Source organism: Rhizobium sp. NPDC090279, assembly GCF_044769665.1.
Taxonomy (GTDB): Bacteria; Pseudomonadota; Alphaproteobacteria; order Rhizobiales; family Rhizobiaceae; genus Rhizobium.
In genome coordinates this window covers 232,895-252,059 of sequence record NZ_JBIVYI010000005.1, presented here as the reverse complement: position 1 = coordinate 252,059, position 19,165 = coordinate 232,895, and the positions used below count along the sequence as shown (strand labels likewise).

Here is a 19,165-nt window from a genome sequence, read left to right as displayed (position 1 = left end):
ACCTATTTCATATCCTCAAGGGTTGGATGCGATGGCCTGCGACCGACTTTCGGCGAGCCGAGTTCTGACGAAGCGGACAAATACATGCAGCGAAAGTACGGCGAGCGACACAAAGGCGATGGCGGCGGCGACAAAGAATGCATCGCCATAGGCGAGCATATTGGCCTCGCGGCTCACCTGTGAACCGAGCAGCGCCAGCCCTTCGCCCTTCAAGAGCGCGCTATCGCCAATCACCTTACCATAAGACGATGAAAGCTGGCTGACACGCTCGGCCACGTGCGGATCGGTCAGCAGCACCCGCTCGGTCAAGACTGCCGAATGAAACTTCTCGCGAATGATGATCAGCGTGCCGTAGAAAGCCGAGCCGATCAGACCGCCGACGCTTTGCGTGAAGGTGAAGATGACGAAGAAGGTCACCAGATAGGGCGGCCCCTTGGACAGAGCCGCCTTGAAGCCCTCGGACATGGACGGCGGCAGGAAAAGCGCGGCACCGGCCGCGACCAACGCCTGACTGAGATACATCTGCTCAGGTCGGATCAGGTTCGTCACCTGCGAATCCATCAGCGACCCCACCCCCATCAGGATGAGTGCGACGAACTGAATCTGCCAGCTGAAACCATAGCACATGAACACGGTGCAGATGAGCCCGCCGACGACCGAGAAAGCCAAAATGATCCAGTAAAGCAAGGCCAGCTGATCGTAGAGCAGACCGACCGCATTCTGATAGAAGGTCATGATGACCGAGGTCTGCTCGGCGACAATCAGGCGGTACAACAAAAGAACGCCCGTCAAGTGGAGGATCTCCGGCTGCACAAGCCAGCGAATGTCGATGAGCGGTGTCGACCTGCGCAGTTCGGTGACGATGGCAACGGTCAGCGACGCGATGCCGACGGCCAACACGACGCCGAGCCAGGGCACTTCCAGCCACCAATACAGGCGCCCGACCGACAAAACGACCGCGAGACAGCCGAATCCGATCGCAACCAACAGATAGCTGAAGATATCGCCAAGAACGATGATCTTGACGCGCGGCGGCGGCGTTAACGGCAGCAGGTAGATGATCGGCATGACAAGCAACGCCAGGGCCATTTCCAGCGTATAGAGGCCGCGCCATTCGCCATTATCGAGAAGCGAGGGCGATACGAGGCGGGTGATGGGCGCCGCCAACAGCGTATTCATCATCGCCAGACTGACGCCGATTGTCATCTTCTTGGCCGGTTCGAAGGCTTCCAGCATATAGAGGAAACCGAGCGTCGAGAGCGGCGCGCCAGCGATGCCGCTCAAGAAGCGGACCACGATTGCCGACTGCAGATCGGAAACGAAGAGATTGAGCAGCGAGGCGACGACGAAGCCGAGAATGCTGACTTCGGCGAAATTGCGAACGCCATACTGCAGCCGGATCTTTACGAGCGCGATGGCGAGACTGACGTTCGGCGCCATATAGGCGGCGGAGAGCCATGCCGACTCGGTGGTCGTTGCTGCGATGGTTCCCTGAATCTGCGTGAGATTGGCGAAAGCGAGATTGAGGCCCAGACCCTGGGTCAGAAAGAACATGACGGATGCCGCAATATAGAGTGGCACCTTCCAGCCCGGCATAGGCGGCGGAGCGGCAGGGACGGCGTTGGCTTCCGCGTTGGCAACCGGGCCTGGCTCACCGCTCATGCGCTACCTCATGACTTGCCCACGTTCTGGAGGTTGACAGTCATGGCGCGGATAACCTTGAGCGCCATGCTGACATCCTCGTCCGAAATCCCTTCCAAGATATCTGCGCGTACACCGGTGGCAAGAGCCTCGACCTCGGCGGCGACGACTTTTCCGGATTCCGTCATGAAGATCTGCTTGGCGCGGCGATCGGACAGCGCGGCCCGACGCTCGATGAAGTTCTGCGCTTCCATGGCATCGAGAATGCGCACGAGCGTCGGCGTTTCCAGCTCCAGCTCGTCGGCGAGCTCCCTCTGGTTGATTCCGTCCCGGCGGGAGAGCTTGCGAAAAACCCTTGCGCGGGAGAGCGTCATGCCGTGTTCGCGCACAAGGGCGTCAAAAGCCGCCCTCAGCTTGCGATTGAACGCGGAAAGGTCGTCGAAGAGTTCTTGTCTTGATGGCGCACCTGGCATTATTGCAACTCTATACTATTAGCATCCTACCCTAATTTAAAGGAAATACCCGGATTTTCCCAGCTTTTCAAGCATGATAGCCGCAACAATTGATGCACACGGCGAAAGACCCGGCTAAAATATTCCCCACGGATGGTTTGCGTATGTGATTCGTGTGTCGATCCTTTCGTTGCAAAGTGGCCACAAGAGATTTTTTACGTGGCAGAAATCTGTCCCTGTGGACGAGTGGAAAAACGTTGATAGGCCAGACCTATTCGCCCCAGTTCGGGCGGCAGCACATTTGCACGGTTGACCATGACATCGGATCATCGCAAACCAGTCGATACCCTAAAGCACGAAGAGATGGAAAATGAACGAAGCGCCGCGCAAGCTCGCCGCCATTGCTCCCGCCGACCAGCACTATCGCGAAGCGCCCAATAACATCGAGGCGGAGCAGGCTCTGCTCGGCGCCATCCTCGTCAATAACGATGCCTATTACCGCGTCTCCGACTTCCTGAAGCCGACCCATCTCTACGAACCGCTGCACCGGAAGATCTTCGAAGTCGCCGGCGACATCATCCGCATGGGCAAGACCGCCAACCCGGTCACCATCAAGAGCTTCCTGCCGGCGGAGGAGAAGGTCGGCGACATGACGGTGGCGCAATATCTCGCGCGCCTTGCCGTCGAAGCCGTGTCGATCATCAATGCCGAAGACTATGGCCGCGCTATCTACGACCTGGCACTGCGCCGGGCGCTCATCACCATCGGCGAAGACATGGTTAACATCGCCTATGACGCGCCGCTCGACATGCCTCCGCAGACGCAGATCGAAGACACCGAGCGCCGGCTGTTCGAACTCGCGGAAAACGGCCGCTACGATGGTGGTTTTCAGGCTTTCAACGACGCCGTGGCGCTCGCGATCGACATGGCGGCCGTGGCCAAGGAGCGCGATGGCGGCCTCTCGGGCATCTCCACCGGCATCCACTCGCTCGACAGCAAGATGGGCGGCCTGCAGCGCTCCGACTTGATCATCCTCGCCGGTCGTCCCGGCATGGGCAAGACGTCGCTCGCCACCAACATCGCCTACAACATCGCCGCCGCCTTCGAAGGCGAAGTGCAGGCTGATGGTTCCACTAAGGCGAAGAACGGCGGTGTAGTCGGCTTCTACTCGCTGGAAATGTCTTCCGAACAGCTCGCCACCCGTATCATCTCCGAACAGACGGAAGTCTCTTCCTCGAAGATCCGCCGCGGCGACATCAACGACGCCGATTTCGAAAAGCTGGTGGCCTGCTCTATGATGATGCAGAAGGTGCCGCTTTACATCGACCAGACCGGCGGTATCTCCATCGCCCAGCTGTCCGCGCGGGCGCGACGCCTGAAGCGGCAACGCGGCCTCGACGTTCTCGTGGTCGACTACGTTCAGCTGATGACCGGCTCGGGGAAGTCAAACGAGAACCGCGTCCAGGAAATCACACAGATCACCACGGGCCTGAAGGCGCTCGGCAAGGAACTGAACGTGCCGATCGTCGCGCTTTCCCAGCTCTCGCGTGCCGTCGAAAGCCGCGAAGACAAGCGCCCTCAGCTTTCCGATCTTCGCGAATCCGGCTCGATCGAGCAGGACGCCGACGTGGTGCTCTTCGTGTTCCGCGAGGAATATTACGTCAAGAATGCCGAACCGCGCGATATCAACGACCCGAAATATGCGGAATGGGAAGCCCAGTTCGAGCGCGTCAAGGGTACGGCCGACGTCATCATCGCCAAGCAGCGTCACGGACCGACGGGCACGGTAAAGCTCGCCTTCCAGTCGGAATTCACCCGCTTCGCCGATCTCGCCGATTCCTCGTTCATTCAGTATGAGGAACATTGAGGGGAGCGCCTTGCGGCGTATCTATGCGATCTTTGTACCAATGCTGCCGTCAGACCCTAGCTTTGGGCCCGAGGCGAGGGTCCACCCTACAACGGCAGGCGCAGTTCACCTATTGAGATGCGCCTAATGAGATCGATGAAAAGCTGGCATTCGGCAACCATGACCCGTTGTTCTAGCGAAAGCACGTCATCGTCCTGATAGATTTGAACAGTCGAGGTGACCACAGTTCGTCCGTGGTCATACTCTCCGTCAACGAGATGGATCGTTGCACCTGTTTCTGTCTCTCGATTGTCGAGCACGGCTTGATGAACCCTTCGCCCATACATCCCCAACCCGCCATATCGCGGCAACAGTCCCGGATGAACATTCAGTATCCGCTTATCAAACGCGGCTAACGTGAGTGGGCCAAGCTTCTTGAGATAACCAGACAAGACAACTATTTCAGCACTGTGGGCGATGAGCATATCACGAAGCTGCCTGTCCGCTTCAGCCTCCCTACCCTTCGTCGGAATGTGAAATGAGGGGATACCGTTTGCCGCGGCATAAGCCAGCGCTGCGGACGAAGCCTTATTGCTGAACAGCACGACGGCGGCAGCGTTCATTTCATTCGCTCGGATGGCCTCGTTGACAGCACGAAACGATGTTCCATTGTTTGATGCAAGGAACGCTATTGCGAGTTTATCCATTTGAGACCTCGTTGATCGATGCTATCGCGGCAATCAAGATTCCCATTAATGGCAACCGGCGAAGATTTTCAATGAGCGCAAATCGCGCGAAGTTGCCGCCTAGTTACGCATACTTGCTTCGCAGCACTTTTTCTTTTCATCGACGACCGGTATCCTCACCCAGCCAAATCACCTCCGGCCATTTCCTTGTTCAGGCGGCTCCATGACAGACAATTTCAATGACAATGATGCTTTCGCTTCCGCCGGACTGCGGCTGACGGTGGATCTCGGCGCGCTCGTCGAAAACTGGCGCGACCTGGCTCGCCGCTCGGGGAAGGCCCGTACATCAGCCGTCGTCAAGGCGGATGCCTATGGGCTCGGCATCGAGGATATCGGCGAAACGCTCTACGCCGCCGGTGCGCGCGATTTCTTCGTCGCGACCGTGGATGAAGGCGCAACCTTGCGGCTCTATGCTCCCGAGGCGCGCATCTTCGTCCTGAGCGGCATCTGGCCGGGCATGGAGCGCCGATTCTTCGAAAACGACCTGGTGCCCGTCATCGCTTCGGAGGAGCAGCTGACCTTCTGGATGTCGGTTCTGTCTGATTATGGCGACTATCCTTGCGCGCTGCAGGTCGATACGGGCTTCAACAGGCTCGGCCTGCCGATGGAGGATGCGATCGCGCTTGCCGACGACGTCTCCCGTCCGGCCAGCTTTGCGCCTGTTCTGGTGATGAGCCACCTCGCCTGCGGCGACGACCCCGCAAATGCGATGAACAAGCAGCAACTCCAAGCCTTCCGCAAGGTCAGCATCGCCTTCGAGGGCATCGAGGCGAGCCTTGCCAATTCCGCCGGCATCTTTCTCGGACCGGACTATCATTTCGATCTCACCCGCCCCGGCATCGCCACCTATGGCGGCGAGGCGGTTCCCGGCATGGCCAATCCGATGCGTCCGGTCGCGACGGCGGAGGCCCGGATCATCCAGACCCGCTCGGTCAAGGCAGGCGAAACGGTGGGCTACGGCCGGGCCTTGCAATTGACGCGCGACAGCCGGCTGGCGGTCGTCTCGGCCGGCTATGCCGACGGCTACATGCGTAGCCAGTCGAGCGGCGGCGTGCCGCTGCGCCAGACCGGCATTGCCGGCGGTCATGGCTTCATTGCCGGCCACAAGGTGCCCGTTGCCGGCCGCATCACCATGGATCTCACCATTTTCGATATCACCGACCTGCCGGAAAACCTTGTCCGCGCCGGCGATTATGTCGAGCTTTTCGGCAACAACATCTCGGTCGACGAAGCTGCAAGGGCGGCAGGCACGATCGGCTATGAGATGCTGACCAGCATGGGACTGCGGCATGAGCGCCGGTATATCTCGGAAGAGACCGAGGAATAGCCCGGCGTTCCGGATGGAAAGACGCAGCGCCGTTTTCCTGCGATGCCCTAGAGCGGTTCAGTTTTTCACGGAATCTCTGAACCGCTCCATCTCTTTGTTTTCACGCAATTCCGGATGGAAAACCGCTGCGCACTTTTCCTGAAATTGCTCTAGCGATCCATGATCGCCAGCCGGACGCCGAGGGCGACGAACAGCGAGCCGAGCCCACGATCTAGCCACAGGCCAAAGCGGCGATTGCGCCTCAAGGCTTCGCTCAGGCGACCACCGAGCAGGATGATCGGCGGCTCGATGAAGGCGGCAACGACGATGATCAGGCTGCCATGCAGCAGAAGCTGCGCCCAGACCGGACCGGCGCCGTCGACGACGAATTGCGGCAGGAAGGCAAGAAAGAAGATCGCCATCTTCGGATTGAGCAACGAAACCATGATGCCCTGGCGATAGAGGCGGCTCAGGGGTAAAGCGTTGCCAGCCTCCTTGATCCACGCCCCCTCGCCCTTCGAGCGCAGCGCCTGGATGCCGAGCCAGATCAGATAGGCGGCGCCGACCCATTTGATCGCCGAGAATGCCATCGCGGAAGCGGCGAGAACTGCCGAGAGGCCAATGGCCGCCATCAGCACATGCAGGCACGCCCCGCTCCAGATTCCGAACAGTGCCGCAAAGCCGGAGCGGATGCCGCTTCTGATCGTATGGCCAAGAATGAAGGCGAGATCCGGCCCTGGCGACAAGTTGAGAAGAACCGCAGCGGTGAGAAACCCGATCCAGTGCGCAAGCGAATAGTCAAACATCGATCATCATCCATAAAACCCGGCATAAAAGCTGACACGATCGCCATTGATACGGAAATCATTAGTTTTGATAGGCCGGGAAAGACATTATCTGTCAGCCGATCACGATTCGCTGCGAAGAGCGCAGCATTTGAACTTGAGAACAGCATCCGATGGCCAAGGCCCGCACACAATTCATCTGCCAGAACTGCGGCACGGTCCACAATCGGTGGGCCGGCAAGTGCGACGGTTGCGGCGCATGGAACACTATCGTCGAGGAAGATCCGATGGGCGGGATCGGCGGCGGCCCCGCAAAGACACCGCGAAAGGGAAAGCCTGTCACGCTGACGACGCTTTCCGGCGAGATCGAGGAAGCGCCGCGCATCCATACCGGCCTATCCGAGCTCGACCGTGCGACCGGCGGTGGTTTCGTGCGCGGTTCGGCCGTTCTGGTCGGCGGCGATCCCGGCATCGGCAAATCGACGCTGCTGATGCAGGCCGCTGCCGCGCTCGCCCGCCAGGGACACAAGGTCGTCTATGTCTCCGGTGAAGAGGCCGTCGCGCAGGTTCGCCTGCGCGCCCAGAGGCTGAAGGCCGCCGATACCGAAGTGCTGCTCGCAGCCGAAACCAATGTCGAGGATATCCTGGCGACGCTCGCGGAAGGCAAGCGGCCGGATCTCGTCATCATCGATTCCATCCAGACGCTATGGAGCGAGCTTGCGGAATCCGCGCCCGGCACGGTCACACAGGTGCGAACCGGCGTTCAGGCGATGATCCGCTTCGCCAAGCAGACAGGCACTGCGATGGTGCTGGTCGGTCATGTCACCAAGGACGGCCAGATCGCCGGGCCGCGCGTCGTCGAGCATATGGTCGATGCCGTGCTCTATTTCGAAGGCGATCGCAGCCATCATTACCGCATCCTGCGCACGGTGAAGAATCGCTTCGGCCCGACAGACGAGATCGGCGTGTTCGAAATGTCCGACGCCGGCCTGCGCGACGTGCCCAACCCGTCGGAACTTTTCCTCGGAGAGCGCAACGAAAAGTCACCCGGTGCGGCGGTCTTTGCCGGCATCGAGGGCACGCGTCCGGTGCTGGTCGAAGTGCAGGCGCTGGTCGCGCCGACATCGCTCGGCACACCGCGTCGCGCCATCGTTGGCTGGGATTCGGCGCGTCTGTCGATGATTCTCGCCGTCCTGGAAGCGCATTGCGGCGTGCGCCTCGGCCAGCACGATGTTTACCTCAATATTGCCGGCGGCTATCGCATTTCCGAGCCGGCTGCGGACCTTGCGGTTGCCTCTGCACTGGTTTCCTCGCTGGCCGGTCTTGCCCTTCCCGCCGATTGCGTCTATTTCGGCGAAGTCAGCCTGTCGGGCGCCGTCCGGCCGGTTGCGCACACCGCCCAGCGCCTCAAGGAAGCCGAGAAGCTGGGATTTTCCGCGGCCGTTCTGCCTGCCGCTTCCGCCGACCTGCCAAAGGTCAATGGCGGACGCTGGAGCGAGATCGACAGCCTGCCGGATCTGGTGGCGCGCATTGCTGGATCGAAGGGTGCGCTCAAGCGCGCGGAAGATGAGGACTGAGCCTTACTTCAGCCGCTCTTGGCGAAGAAGAGGCTCATGATTGAGGCCGATGCCGACCATGAGGTCTGGCAAGTCTTGAAGTGGATTATAGATGCCCATTACGATTTTCGACGGTATTGTTATCGGCGTTCTTCTCTTCTCCGCCGTTCTGGCCATGGTTCGCGGCTTCTCGCGCGAAATTCTCTCGATCGTCAGCTGGGGCGGCTCCGCGGTCGCCGCCTTCTATCTTTATCCGCTGCTCGTTCCCTATGCCCTGCAATACAAGGCCGATACCAAGATCGCCACGATCGCGTCTGCCGCCGTCATCTTTCTGCTGGCGCTGATCATCATTTCCTTCATCACCATCCGGATTGCCGATTTCATCATCGACAGCCGCATCGGCGCGCTTGACCGGACGCTCGGCTTCCTCTTCGGTGCGGCCCGCGGCCTGCTCTTGATGGTCGTCGTTGTGGCCTTCTGGAATTGGCTGGTGGCACCGGCTGCGCGACCGGACTGGGTCAACAACGCCAAGTCGAAGCCTTTCCTCGATTCGATGGTCGAAAAGCTGAAGTCGGCGCTTCCTGAAAACGTCCAGGCCATGCTGCCGCCGGAGATCATCAACAAGATCGCGCCGAACCAGCAGCAACAGCAGCAGCAAGGAGGTGGCGACAATGCCGCTCCGAACGATACCGCGCCGTCGGATGACGCACCTGCGCCGCAGACAAACAATTGACGGTGCGTTTACAGGCTTGACCTGCCGCCCGAGAATCGCCATTTGAGCGGCGTGACAACAGAAGATCCGGCCCGATATTTTTTCCGGCCGGATTTTAGGCTATTTTAATGGTCACTCGTGACGCCGCCCCGATCCGCCCACGTTGAGAGCAAAGGCCCGCAGCCATGAACCATTCCCATTCCATCGAGGACGATATCGACGGCGACACGCTGCATGAAGAATGCGGCGTCTTCGGCATCCTGGGACATCCCGACGCGGCGACGCTGACGGCGCTAGGCCTGCACGCGCTGCAGCATCGCGGTCAGGAAGCGGCCGGCATCGTCTCCTTCGATGGTCAGCGCTTCCATTCGGAGCGCCGGATGGGTCTGGTCGGCGACCACTATACCGATCCCGCGACGCTCGCACGGCTGCCCGGCGACCGCTCGATCGGCCATGTACGCTATTCGACCACGGGCGAAACCATCCTGCGCAACGTCCAGCCGCTGTTTGCCGAGCTGGAAGTCGGCGGCATCGCCATCGCTCACAACGGCAATTTCACCAACGGCCTGACCATGCGCCGGCAGCTGATCGCCGATGGCGCCATCTGTCAGTCGACCTCGGACACCGAAGTCGTCCTGCACCTCATCGCCCGCTCCAAGCAGACCTCTTCCTCCGACCGCTTCATCGACGCCATCCGGCAGATGGAGGGCGGCTATTCGATGCTAGCCATGACGCGCACGAAGCTGATCGCCGCCCGTGACCCGATCGGCATCCGGCCGCTCGTCATGGGCGAACTCGACGGCAAGCCGATCTTCTGCTCGGAAACCTGCGCGCTCGACATCATCGGCGCGAAATATGTTCGCGACGTCGAAAACGGCGAAGTGGTCATCTGCGAGATCCAGCCCGACGGCTCGATCACCATCGATGCCCGCAAGCCGGAGGTTTCCCGACCCGAGCGCCTCTGCCTGTTCGAATATGTCTATTTCGCCCGCCCCGATTCCGTCGTCGGCGGCCGCAACGTCTATGTCGCCCGCAAGAATATGGGCATCAACCTCGCCAAGGAATCGCCAGTGGCAGCCGACATCGTCGTGCCCGTGCCGGATGGCGGCACGCCCGCGGCCATCGGCTATGCCCAGGCAAGCGGCATTCCCTTCGAGCTCGGCATCATCCGCAACCATTATGTCGGCCGCACCTTCATCGAGCCGACGCAGCAGATTCGCGCCTTCGGCGTGAAGCTCAAGCATTCCGCCAACCGCGAAATCATTGCCGGCAAGCGCGTGGTGCTCGTCGACGATTCCATCGTGCGCGGCACGACCTCGGTCAAGATCGTACAGATGATCCGCGATGCCGGCGCCAGCGAAGTGCATATCCGCGTCGCCAGCCCGATGATCTTCCATCCTGATTTCTATGGCATCGACACGCCGGATGCCGACAAGCTGCTTGCCAACCAGTACAGCAGCCTGAAAGCCATGTGCGATTTCATCGGCGCCGATTCCCTGGAATTCCTGTCGATCGACGGGCTCTATCAGGCTGTCGGCGGCGAGACGCGCAACAATGCGCAGCCGCAGTTTACCGACCACTATTTCACCGGCGATTATCCGACGCGCCTGCTCGACAAGGAAAGCACCAGCAACGTGCGCAAGCTTTCCGTTCTCGCCAGCAACGGCTAACAAGGGGCGCCCTGCCCCTTTCTTCTTCCCACGCATTCGGATCAAGGCAGCATGAGCGTCAATCTCAAGGACAAGATCGCCCTCGTCACCGGCGCATCGCGCGGTATCGGCTATTTTACTGCACTGGAGCTGGCCAAGGCCGGCGCGCATGTCATTGCCTGCGCCCGCACGGTCGGCGGACTTGAGGAACTGGATGACGCCATACAGGCTGCCGGCGGTTCCGCCACGCTCGTTCCCTTTGATCTCGCAGACATGAACGCCATTGACGCGCTCGGCGCCTCGATTTTTGAGCGCTGGGGCAAGCTCGATATTCTCGTCGCCAATGCCGGCGTGCTCGGCGTCATCTCGCCGATCGGCCATGTCGAGGCGAAAGTGTTCGAGAAGGTGATGACGATCAACGTCACCGCCACATGGCGGCTGATCCGCTCGGTCGAGCCGCTGCTGATGCGCTCGGACGCCGGACGCGCCGTCATCCTGTCCTCGGCCGCTGCGCATCGCTGCCGGCCGTTCTGGGGTCCCTACTCCGCATCCAAGGCTGCCGTCGAGGCATTGGCCCGCACCTGGGCCGGGGAAGCGCAAAACACGCCGCTGCGCGTCACCAGTGTCGATCCGGGTGCAACCCGCACCGCCATGCGCGCCCAGGCCATGCCCGGCGAAGATCCGGATACGCTGCCGCACCCTCGCGAGGTCGCCCAGGCGATCCTGCCGCTCGTCGGCCCTGACGTCACCGAAACCGGCAAGCTTTTCGTCGTGCGCGAAAACAAGCTCGTCGACTATCGTATGCCGGAATAAAAAACACCCTTTCCCCCTACCGGGGAAGCTCTCTCCCCACTTGACCAAATTCATCCGGCGCGCGATAAAGCCGCCCATGAAAACGGTTATCTGCATTATCTGCCGGAAAATTATTCGCTAGCGTTTCGCTGGCCTGGCCGTTTTCGTCTCCCAAAATCCAAGATGACAAACGTTCCGGCCGGCCGGTGACGATTTTTTCGGATTTATGCCTTGGGAGAGTGATATGGGCGCCGAGCTGCAATTGAAGTTCTACAACACGCTGACGCGCGAAAAGGTCGATTTCCGGCCGATCGATCGCGAGAACGTCCGCATGTATGTCTGCGGCCCCACGGTCTATGACTTCGCCCATATCGGCAACGCCCGCCCGGCCATCGTCTTCGACGTGCTGTTCCGGCTGCTGCGGCATGTCTATGGCGAAAGCCATGTCACCTATGTCCGCAACATCACCGATCTGGACGACAAGATCAACGCGCGCGCGCTGCGCGACCAACCTGGCCTGCCGCTGAACGAGGCGATCCGCCTGGTGACGGAAAAGACCGAACGGCAGTACCGCGAGGATACCGCGGCGCTCGGCTGCCTTGAGCCGACAGTGCAGCCGCGGGCGACCGACAGTATCGCTGAGATGATTGTGATCATCGAGACGCTGATCGCCAAGGGCCATGCCTATCGCGCGGCCGGCGAAGTGCTGTTCGACACCAAGTCGATGGCCGATTACGGTCAGCTTTCGAAGCGCAATCTCGACGAGCAGCAGGCGGGTGCCCGCGTTGCGGTCGACGAGCACAAGAAGAGCCCCGGCGATTTCGTGCTGTGGAAGCTGTCCGACGAGAACGAGCCCGGTTGGGAAAGCCCCTGGGGTCGCGGCCGTCCGGGCTGGCATATCGAGTGCTCGGCCATGAGCGGACGCTATCTCGGCGACGTCTTCGACATTCATGGCGGCGGGCTCGACCTGATCTTCCCGCATCATGAAAACGAGATCGCCCAGTCGCGTTGCGCGCATGGCACGCATGCGATGGCAAACGTCTGGATGCATAACGGCTTCGTGCAGCTCGAAGGCCGCAAGATGTCGAAATCGGAAGGCAACTTCGTCACCATCTACGAATTGCTGGAGACGGATAAGCTCGGTAGCCGGACATGGCCGGGCGAAGTGCTCCGGCTTGCCATGCTGATGACGCATTATCGCGAGCCGATCGACTTTTCCGTCAAGCGTCTCGAGGAGGCAGAGCGGCTGATCGCCAAATGGCCAGCGGCTGATGTCAGCGATACCGCACCGGATCAGACAGTCCTTGCCGCACTCGGTGACGATCTGAACACCGTTGCCGCCATTCAAGCACTGCATGCGCTGGCGCAAGCGGCCAATGCCGACGCGAGCCTGCTGCCAGTCTTCGCGGCCAGTGCCGATCTTCTCGGTCTGCTGCGGAAAAAGGCGGAGGTCGACGAGGCCGTGGTTGCAGAGATCGATGCCAAGGTACGCCAGCGTCTGGAATTGCTGAAGGCCAAGAGCTTCGCCGAGGCCGACAAGCTTCGCGACGAACTCGCGGCAAGAGGCGTTCAGCTCAAGGACGGCAAGGATGCGGCGACGGGTGAGCGGACCACGAGCTGGGAGATCAAGCGGTGAGCTTAGTTACCCCCCTCTGTCACTTTCGTGACATCTCCCCCACAAGGGGGGAGATTGGGGGGAGGTTGCCGCGCGTCTTCACAAAATCACAGAGCTTGATTTCCGCAGATTCGATCTTCGTTTGTGCCGAGCGAATGCCGCGGGTTAACGATCTCCCCCCTTGTGGGGGAGATGTCCCGACAGGGACAGAGGGGGGTACCTTGCCACACACTCCAGTCCCGCCGAAAACCCGAAACAATGCCCGCCGCATGCGCAAGGTCATGACGGACGCAGAGCTGCGCCTTTGGAATGAACTCCGTGCCCACCGCCTCATGGATCTCGGCTTCCGCCGACAACTACCCATTGCCGGCTATATCGTCGATTTCGCCTGCCCTGCTGAAAAACTCATCGTCGAGGTCGACGGCTCTCAACACGCAAACGGCCGCGATCAAACCTATGACCAGGTTCGCACCCGCCGTCTCGAAGCCGACGGCTGGACCGTTCTGCGCTTCTGGAACGACGATATCCTTCGGGACATCGACAATGTCTGCATGCATATCCTCATCGTCGCTGGAAAGGATCAGGCATGAGCGTCTCGACCCATACCGGCGGCTGCCAGTGCGGCGCGGTTCGTTTCCGGGTGCGGGGCGAGCTGAAGGATGCGTCGATCTGTCATTGCCGCATGTGCCAGAAGGCCTTCGGCGCCTATTATGCGCCGCTGGTCTCGACACGTGGCGCCGAGCTTATCTGGACACGCGGCGAAAGAAAAACGTTCCAATCGTCCAACCATGTGAAGCGCGGCTTCTGCGGAGATTGCGGCACGCCTCTGACCTATGAAGCGCCCGATGGCATCGCCGTCGCGGCCGGCGCCTTCGACGATCCATCGCAACTGCCGCCTCTCGTGCAGTACGGCACGGAAGCCAAGATCGACTTCGTCGACCGGCTGCATCTGCTGCCGGGCCACCGGACGGAAGAGGATGCCGAGCAGGCGCCTTTCGTACTTGATATCGTGTCCTATCAACATCCCGATTACGATACCCAAAGCTGGCCAGAGGAGAAGAGCCATGAGTGAAGCCACCAGAAGCGGCGGATGCCAATGCGGCGCGGTGCGGTTCCGTATTCGCGGCGAGCTCGGTCGTCCGTCGATCTGCCATTGCCGCATGTGCCAGAAGCAGTTCGGCAGCTTCTTCTCGGCACTAGTGACCACACCAAGCGATGGCCTTGAATGGACACGCGGCGAGCCGACCTACTTCCAGTCCTCCGTCAACATCGACCGCGGCTTTTGCAAGAACTGCGGCACGCCGATGACCTATCGCCATCCCGGCGGCCTGGAGATTGCCATCGGCGCCTTCGACGAGCGTGACGATCTCGCGCCGCAGATCCAGGTCAATCATGCTTCGCGCCTGCCCTGGGTCGAGACCATCTTCGAAAAGCCCGTCCATCAGGACCTCGATTTCTATGCCCAGCAAGAGCGGATCATTTCCTTCCAGCATCCCGATCACGATACGGACGTCTGGCCGGCGGAGGGGCTGAAAATATGACGGAGATCCTGCGGACATTCTATCCGGAGATCGAACCCTATGCCTCCGGCCATCTCGATGTCGGAGACGGGCACGTGATCTATTGGGAACGTGTGGGAACGCCCGGCGCCAAGCCGGCGGTCTTCCTGCATGGCGGACCGGGTGGCGGCATTTCGCCCAGCCATCGCCGCGTCTTCGACCCGGCGCTTTACGACGTGACTCTCTTCGATCAGCGCGGTTGCGGGCGATCGACGCCACATGCAGGGCTCGACGCCAACACGACCTGGCATCTGGTTGCCGATATCGAACGGCTGCGCGAGATGGCTGGCGTGGAGAAATGGCTTGTCTTCGGCGGCTCCTGGGGCTCGACGCTGGCGCTTGCCTATTCCCAAACGCATCCGGAGCGGGTTTCGGAGCTGGTCGTGCGCGGCATCTACACGCTGACGAAAGCCGAACTCGACTGGTATTATCAGTTCGGCGTCTCGGAGATGTTCCCCGACAAATGGGAGCGCTTCGTCACCCCGATCCCGCCGGAAGAGCGTCATGAGATGATGGCGGCCTACCATCGGCTGCTAACGCATCCCGAAAAATCAGCCCGCCTGGAGGCGGCCAAGGCATGGTCGATCTGGGAAGGCGAGACGATCACGCTACTGCCGGAACCATCCGTCAGCGCCCAGTTCGAGGATGCGGAATATGCACATGCCTTCGCCCGCATCGAGAACCATTTCTTCGTCAATGCCGGCTGGCTTGAGGAAGGCCAGCTGCTGCGCGATGCCAACAAGCTGAAGGACATTCCCGGCGTCATCGTTCATGGGCGCTACGACATGCCCTGCCCGGCACGCTATGCCTGGGCGCTGCACAAGGCCTGGCCGAAGGCGGAGTTTCATCTGATCGAGGGCGCAGGCCATGCCTCGTCGGAGCCGGGCATTCTTGATCAGCTGATCCGCGCCACGGACAAGTTTGCAGGAAAGATCTGACCTCGGAAGGCCCCTCACCCCAACCCTCTCCCCGCCGGCGGGGAGAAGGAGCGACTGAGCAAGAAGAAACCGGTTCGCCGGAGGAAACAGTATGACACGCGAAAAAATCTATCTCTTCGACACGACGCTCCGCGACGGGCAGCAGACGCCCGGCATCGATTTCTCGGTCGAGGACAAGATTGCGATTGCGACCATGCTGGACGAATTCGGCCTGGATTACGTCGAAGGCGGCTATCCCGGCGCCAACCCGACCGATACGGCTTTCTTCGACGACAAGCGCACGAAATCGGCCTCGTTCGTCGCCTTCGGCATGACGAAGCGCGCCGGCATCTCCGCCTCCAACGATCCCGGCCTTGCCAGCCTGCTGCAGGCGAAATCCGATGCGATCTGTTTCGTGGCGAAGAGCTGGGACTATCACGTCAAGGTGGCGCTCGGCTGTACCAACGAGGAGAACCTCGAAAGCATCACCGAGAGCGTCAAGGCGGCCGTCAATGCCGGCAAGGAAGCGCTTGTTGATTGCGAGCATTTCTTCGACGGCTACAAGGCCAACCCGACCTATGCGCTTGCCTGCGCCAAGACGGCTTACGACGCCGGGGCGCGCTGGGTGGTGCTCTGCGACACCAATGGCGGCACGCAGCCGCCGGAGGTCCGCGCCATCGTCGAGGCCGTCATCGCCTGCGGCGTTCCCGGGCACTGTCTTGGCATCCATGCCCATAACGACACCGGACAGGCGGTTGCCAATTCGCTTGCCGCGGTCGAAGCCGGCGTGCGGCAGATCCAGGGCACGCTGAACGGTATCGGCGAACGCTGCGGCAACGCCAATCTCGTGACGCTGATCCCGACTCTGGCGCTGAAGAGGGCCTATAGCGAACGGTTCGAGACGACGATCGATGCTGAACGGCTGGTGGGCCTGACCGGCCTTTCGCACGCCTTCGACGAGCTGCTCAACCGCTCACCCGACCATCAGGCGCCCTATGTCGGTGCTTCCGCCTTTGCGACCAAGGCCGGCATTCACGCCTCGGCGCTGCTGAAGGACCCCCGCACATACGAACATATCCCGCCTGAAAGCGTCGGTAACTTCCGCAAGGTCATGGTCTCCGACCAGGGCGGCAAGTCGAACTTCATCAACGCGCTGAAGCGACGCGGCATCGAGGTCGGCAAGGATGACCCGAAGCTGGACCAGCTGATCCAGATCGTCAAGGAACGCGAAGCGACAGGCTATGCTTACGAAGGCGCCGATGCCAGCTTCGAACTGTTGGCACGTCGCACGCTCGGCACCATTCCGGAATTCTTCGCGATCGACGGTTTCCGCGTGATGGTCGAGCGCCGCTTCGATTCCCATGGTCGGGTGAAGATCGTCTCGGAAGCCGTGGTCAAGATCATCATCGATGGCGAGACCATCATGTCGGTTGCCGAAGGCGATGGCCCCGTCAACGCGCTCGACCTGGCGCTGCGCAAGAATTTCGGCAAGTACCAGCACGAGATCGACGACCTGGAGCTGGCCGACTTCAAGGTGCGTATCCTCAATGGCGGCACGGAGGCCATAACCCGCGTGCTCATCGAATCCACCGACAGCGACGGCGTGCGCTGGTGGACGGTCGGCGTTTCGGAAAACATCATCGACGCATCGTTCCAGGCATTGATGGATTCCGTCATCTACAAGCTGATGAAGAACCGCCATATGGCCGGCAAAATCGCGGCGGAGTAATCCGCCGCCTATCAAAAAGCTTGACGATGCCGTCAAGGAAATGAATTAGCCATGCGTCACGCATTGGAGTAATCCCCTCTCAAATAACAGTGAGAGACGGGAAAATTCATGGCCACCGATGCGGTGAAACCGGAAATCAAGAACAATGACGCTGTCCGCGGCTTCGGCTTTGCGATGACGGCCTATCTCTTCTGGGGCATCCTACCGCTCTACATGAAGGCACTCGCGCATATCCCGGCTTTCGAAGTCATCGCGCACCGCATCTTCTGGTCCGTGCCCGTCGCCGGCATCGTGCTTCTGGTGCTTGGCCGCATGGGCGACGTGAAGGCGGCGTTTCGCAACCCGCGCACGATCGCCATGGCATCGCTGACGGCGACGCTCGTCACCATCAACTGGGGAACCTATGTCTGGGCGATCGGCGCCGGCCATTCGCTCGACGCCGCCCTTGGCTATTTCATCAATCCGCTGTTCAGCATCGCGCTTGGCGCCATCCTGCTCAAGGAAAAGCTGGCGCCGGCGCAGATCGTCGCGATCTGCCTTGCGGCCGTTGCCGTCGTCATCCTGACCGTCAAGGCCGGCACCCTGCCCTGGGTCGCGCTGTCGCTGACCTTCTCCTGGGGCTTCTACGCCTTTTTCCGCAAGACGCTACCCGTCGGCGCCAATCAGGGCTTCTTCATCGAGGTGCTGCTGCTCTGCATTCCGGCCGCGCTTTACATCGTCTATCTGGAGGTACGCGGCGAAGGCCATTTCTACCAGACCGGCCTTTCGGACACCGCGCTTCTGCTCGGCTGCGGGCTGGTGACGGCACTGCCGCTGATGATCTTCGCCAATGGTGCGAAGCTGCTCAGGATGTCGACCATCGGCATCATGCAGTACATCGTGCCGACTATGGTCTTCCTGATCGCCGTCTTCCTGTTCAAGGAACCCTTCGGCACGACGCAGCTGATCGCCTTTTCGCTGATCTGGGCCGGCCTCGTGCTCTATAGCTGGTCGTTGCTGCGTCAGAGCAGAGGGCGCTAACGACGTGATATGGTTAGTAAATCGCTAATCAGAGCGGTTCAGCTTTTCGTGGAAACCCTGAACCGCTCTTTCTCATTGTCTTTGCGCAATTCCGGACGGAAAACCGCTGCGCACTTTTCCTGGAATTGCTTTTAGAGCTTGGAGATGACGGCCTCTTCGCCGCTGCGGTCGCCACGGGTCTCGGCAGCATGTTTGCGGATGGCCGGAACGATATCCGCCACCTTGTCGATGACGAGCGGCTGGACGCGGTGGGTCGTATGGACGAAGCCCTCTTCCGTCATATGGCGGATGAGTTCCATCATCGGGTCCCAGAAGCCGTTGATATTGGCGAAGACCATCGGCTTTTCGTGGCGGCCCAGCTGACCCCAGGTCATGATCTCGACGATCTCTTCCAAAGTGCCGATACCGCCCGGCAGCGCCACGAAAGCGTCGGCGCGCTCGAACATGCCATGTTTGCGCGTATGCATATCAGGCGTTATGATGAGTTCGTCGAGTTGCCCGAGCGAATGGCGCGTCGCTTCCATATCGACGAGAAATTCCGGAATGATGCCGGTGACCTGACCGCCGTGCGATAGCACGCCGCTCGCGACAGCGCCCATGATGCCCTTCGTACCGCCGCCATAGATCAGGCGCAGGCCATTTTCGGCAATGCTTTTGCCCAGTTCGCGGCCGGCAGCCATATGGGAGGGATCGCGCCCCGGCCGTGAGCCGCAATAAACGCAAATGGATCGAATTGGCGCAGAATCGTCGGTCATGGATGCAAACAACTATGCTGCAGATGCTCAGTCAAGATTTTTCAAAGGAAAACTTGTGTCGGAACATGCGAAAATGGCTGAGAAA

18 protein-coding genes are annotated in these 19,165 nt (G+C 60.6%); 13 read left to right on the top strand and 5 right to left on the bottom strand.

Annotated elements, in window-relative coordinates:
- Nucleotides 1-15 precede the first annotated feature (15 nt).
- Complete coding sequence (locus ACIQWP_RS14460) at nt 16-1,662, bottom strand: MFS transporter (RefSeq protein ID WP_402788261.1); 1,647 nt, start codon at nt 1,660-1,662, stop codon at nt 16-18.
- An 8-nt stretch (nt 1,663-1,670) separates the two neighbouring features.
- On the bottom strand, nt 1,671-2,114 hold the full coding sequence (locus ACIQWP_RS14455; RefSeq protein ID WP_402788259.1) for a MarR family winged helix-turn-helix transcriptional regulator: 444 nt from the start codon (nt 2,112-2,114) through the stop codon (nt 1,671-1,673).
- Nucleotides 2,115-2,463: 349 nt separating this feature from the next.
- Here ACIQWP_RS14455 and ACIQWP_RS14450 point away from each other — a divergent pair, with 349 nt between their 5' ends.
- Nucleotides 2,464-3,960 carry a replicative DNA helicase gene (locus tag ACIQWP_RS14450; RefSeq protein WP_402788257.1) on the top strand — a complete coding sequence of 499 codons (1,497 nt, stop codon included), beginning with the start codon at nt 2,464-2,466 and terminating at the stop codon, nt 3,958-3,960.
- Nucleotides 3,961-4,046: 86 nt separating this feature from the next.
- Here the strand turns inward: ACIQWP_RS14450 and ACIQWP_RS14445 are convergent, their stop codons facing one another.
- Entirely contained in the window at nt 4,047-4,646 is a 600-nt protein-coding gene (locus ACIQWP_RS14445) for a formyltransferase family protein (protein ID WP_402788255.1), read from the bottom strand.
- Between the two features lie 202 nt (nt 4,647-4,848).
- Between ACIQWP_RS14445 and alr the strand changes: the two genes are divergently transcribed.
- Nucleotides 4,849-6,012 carry an alanine racemase gene (gene alr / locus ACIQWP_RS14440; protein WP_402788253.1) on the top strand — a complete coding sequence of 388 codons (1,164 nt, stop codon included), beginning with the start codon at nt 4,849-4,851 and terminating at the stop codon, nt 6,010-6,012.
- 149 nt (nt 6,013-6,161) lie between these two features.
- On the opposite strand, the gene ACIQWP_RS14435 is transcribed toward alr, so the two are convergent.
- Nucleotides 6,162-6,797, bottom strand: a complete 636-nt coding sequence (locus ACIQWP_RS14435) for a LysE family translocator (protein ID WP_402788251.1) — start codon at nt 6,795-6,797, stop codon at nt 6,162-6,164.
- Nucleotides 6,798-6,949: 152 nt separating this feature from the next.
- Here ACIQWP_RS14435 and radA point away from each other — a divergent pair, with 152 nt between their 5' ends.
- The 11 genes from radA (at nt 6,950) to rarD (ending at nt 18,325) form a co-directional block, all read left to right on the top strand.
- Nucleotides 6,950-8,353 carry a DNA repair protein RadA gene (gene radA, locus ACIQWP_RS14430; protein WP_402788249.1) on the top strand — a complete coding sequence of 468 codons (1,404 nt, stop codon included), beginning with the start codon at nt 6,950-6,952 and terminating at the stop codon, nt 8,351-8,353.
- 91 nt (nt 8,354-8,444) lie between these two features.
- Nucleotides 8,445-9,065 (top strand): CvpA family protein, encoded by a 621-nt coding sequence (locus tag ACIQWP_RS14425; protein WP_402788247.1) that lies wholly within the window; start codon nt 8,445-8,447, stop codon nt 9,063-9,065.
- 164 nt (nt 9,066-9,229) lie between these two features.
- Nucleotides 9,230-10,714, top strand: coding sequence for an amidophosphoribosyltransferase (gene purF / locus ACIQWP_RS14420; protein ID WP_402788245.1), 1,485 nt, complete (start codon nt 9,230-9,232; stop codon nt 10,712-10,714).
- Between the two features lie 51 nt (nt 10,715-10,765).
- Nucleotides 10,766-11,506 carry an SDR family NAD(P)-dependent oxidoreductase gene (locus ACIQWP_RS14415; protein ID WP_402788243.1) on the top strand — a complete coding sequence of 247 codons (741 nt, stop codon included), beginning with the start codon at nt 10,766-10,768 and terminating at the stop codon, nt 11,504-11,506.
- A 223-nt stretch (nt 11,507-11,729) separates the two neighbouring features.
- A complete protein-coding gene (cysS, locus tag ACIQWP_RS14410) occupies nt 11,730-13,121 on the top strand; it encodes a cysteine--tRNA ligase (RefSeq protein ID WP_402788241.1) in 1,392 nt (463 codons plus the stop codon).
- Nucleotides 13,122-13,321: 200 nt separating this feature from the next.
- Entirely contained in the window at nt 13,322-13,690 is a 369-nt protein-coding gene (locus ACIQWP_RS14405) for an endonuclease domain-containing protein (protein WP_402788239.1), read from the top strand.
- Nucleotides 13,687-14,172, top strand: coding sequence for a GFA family protein (locus tag ACIQWP_RS14400; RefSeq protein WP_402788237.1), 486 nt, complete (start codon nt 13,687-13,689; stop codon nt 14,170-14,172). Before ACIQWP_RS14405 ends, ACIQWP_RS14400 begins: the two co-directional genes overlap by 4 nt.
- On the top strand, nt 14,165-14,641 hold the full coding sequence (locus ACIQWP_RS14395; protein WP_402788235.1) for a GFA family protein: 477 nt from the start codon (nt 14,165-14,167) through the stop codon (nt 14,639-14,641). Before ACIQWP_RS14400 ends, ACIQWP_RS14395 begins: the two co-directional genes overlap by 8 nt.
- Nucleotides 14,638-15,597, top strand: a complete 960-nt coding sequence (gene pip, locus ACIQWP_RS14390; protein WP_402788233.1) for a prolyl aminopeptidase — start codon at nt 14,638-14,640, stop codon at nt 15,595-15,597. The genes ACIQWP_RS14395 and pip overlap by 4 nt, the downstream gene beginning before the upstream one ends.
- Nucleotides 15,598-15,688: 91 nt before the next feature.
- Complete coding sequence (cimA, locus tag ACIQWP_RS14385; RefSeq protein WP_402788231.1) at nt 15,689-17,305, top strand: citramalate synthase; 1,617 nt, start codon at nt 15,689-15,691, stop codon at nt 17,303-17,305.
- A gap of 108 nt (nt 17,306-17,413) precedes the next feature.
- Nucleotides 17,414-18,325: an EamA family transporter RarD gene (rarD, locus tag ACIQWP_RS14380; RefSeq protein WP_402788229.1), complete on the top strand. Its 912-nt coding sequence runs from the start codon at nt 17,414-17,416 to the stop codon at nt 18,323-18,325.
- Nucleotides 18,326-18,456: 131 nt separating this feature from the next.
- Here rarD and ACIQWP_RS14375 read toward each other — a convergent pair whose 3' ends face one another.
- Nucleotides 18,457-19,080 carry a TIGR00730 family Rossman fold protein gene (locus ACIQWP_RS14375; protein WP_402788227.1) on the bottom strand — a complete coding sequence of 208 codons (624 nt, stop codon included), beginning with the start codon at nt 19,078-19,080 and terminating at the stop codon, nt 18,457-18,459.
- Nucleotides 19,081-19,165: the final 85 nt, after the last annotated feature.

What these genes read in the sequence shown, in the direction of transcription:
- cimA (WP_402788231.1), top strand. Translation starts at nt 15,689, where the DNA reads ATGACACGCGAAAAAATCTATCTCTTCGACACGACGCTCCGCGACGGG.
- ACIQWP_RS14460 (WP_402788261.1), bottom strand. Translation starts at nt 1,662, where the DNA reads ATGAGCGGTGAGCCAGGCCCGGTTGCCAACGCGGAAGCCAACGCCGTC.
- ACIQWP_RS14450 (WP_402788257.1), top strand. Translation starts at nt 2,464, where the DNA reads ATGAACGAAGCGCCGCGCAAGCTCGCCGCCATTGCTCCCGCCGACCAG.
- ACIQWP_RS14400 (WP_402788237.1), top strand. Translation starts at nt 13,687, where the DNA reads ATGAGCGTCTCGACCCATACCGGCGGCTGCCAGTGCGGCGCGGTTCGT.
- ACIQWP_RS14455 (WP_402788259.1), bottom strand. Translation starts at nt 2,114, where the DNA reads ATGCCAGGTGCGCCATCAAGACAAGAACTCTTCGACGACCTTTCCGCG.
- rarD (WP_402788229.1), top strand. Translation starts at nt 17,414, where the DNA reads ATGGCCACCGATGCGGTGAAACCGGAAATCAAGAACAATGACGCTGTC.
- alr (WP_402788253.1), top strand. Translation starts at nt 4,849, where the DNA reads ATGACAGACAATTTCAATGACAATGATGCTTTCGCTTCCGCCGGACTG.
- ACIQWP_RS14415 (WP_402788243.1), top strand. Translation starts at nt 10,766, where the DNA reads ATGAGCGTCAATCTCAAGGACAAGATCGCCCTCGTCACCGGCGCATCG.
- ACIQWP_RS14395 (WP_402788235.1), top strand. Translation starts at nt 14,165, where the DNA reads ATGAGTGAAGCCACCAGAAGCGGCGGATGCCAATGCGGCGCGGTGCGG.
- ACIQWP_RS14375 (WP_402788227.1), bottom strand. Translation starts at nt 19,080, where the DNA reads ATGACCGACGATTCTGCGCCAATTCGATCCATTTGCGTTTATTGCGGC.
- ACIQWP_RS14445 (WP_402788255.1), bottom strand. Translation starts at nt 4,646, where the DNA reads ATGGATAAACTCGCAATAGCGTTCCTTGCATCAAACAATGGAACATCG.
- radA (WP_402788249.1), top strand. Translation starts at nt 6,950, where the DNA reads ATGGCCAAGGCCCGCACACAATTCATCTGCCAGAACTGCGGCACGGTC.
- ACIQWP_RS14435 (WP_402788251.1), bottom strand. Translation starts at nt 6,797, where the DNA reads ATGTTTGACTATTCGCTTGCGCACTGGATCGGGTTTCTCACCGCTGCG.
- purF (WP_402788245.1), top strand. Translation starts at nt 9,230, where the DNA reads ATGAACCATTCCCATTCCATCGAGGACGATATCGACGGCGACACGCTG.
- ACIQWP_RS14425 (WP_402788247.1), top strand. Translation starts at nt 8,445, where the DNA reads ATGCCCATTACGATTTTCGACGGTATTGTTATCGGCGTTCTTCTCTTC.
- cysS (WP_402788241.1), top strand. Translation starts at nt 11,730, where the DNA reads ATGGGCGCCGAGCTGCAATTGAAGTTCTACAACACGCTGACGCGCGAA.
- pip (WP_402788233.1), top strand. Translation starts at nt 14,638, where the DNA reads ATGACGGAGATCCTGCGGACATTCTATCCGGAGATCGAACCCTATGCC.